Source organism: Desulfonatronum sp. SC1, assembly GCF_003046795.1.
Taxonomy (GTDB): domain Bacteria; phylum Desulfobacterota; class Desulfovibrionia; order Desulfovibrionales; family Desulfonatronaceae; genus Desulfonatronum.
The window spans coordinates 1-429 of sequence record NZ_PZKN01000176.1 but is presented as its reverse complement, the minus strand read 5'-3'; the positions used below and the strand labels follow the sequence as shown (position 1 = coordinate 429).

Annotated in this window: 1 protein-coding gene; it reads right to left on the bottom strand. The window is 37.3% G+C overall.

What is annotated here, in order from left to right; translation table 11 throughout:
• Positions 1-202: hypothetical protein (locus C6366_RS20425; protein WP_233248589.1), on the bottom strand; the 202-nt coding region annotated here is incomplete at its 3' end.
• Positions 203-429: the final 227 nt, after the last annotated feature.

Sequence of the window (429 nt, the reverse complement as noted above, 5' to 3'; positions counted from 1 at the left end):
GTTTACCGTGGCTGAAATGCAGTTTCATCTCACTTGGATAGAGAAATGACATGCCACCCATATTGAGTTGATGGGGATAGTTTATCTTATAAACGATAGTCCCTTCAACAATTCCTTTGTCTGCTGATTGGTTCCCGAACAAGCAGGAGCTCAGAATAAAAGGAAGCAGTAAAATGCTTATATGAATAGCTGATAATTTCATTACTTATTTGCCTGACTGATGCTGTCAAAGATAACTCTTTTTGCGGTAGCACTATTTCCGTTTATGGCTTTAATCCGGAAGCTGGTCAAAAATCAGATGACACAATCAATGATTTTGGTCATTGGTCTATATCACAAAAAATGGTAATATATGATATGCTGTTTTTAGGCCTTTTGTGACACTTAAATATATGTGAAAATGGACAAGCTGGCCGTAATTGCTTTGGG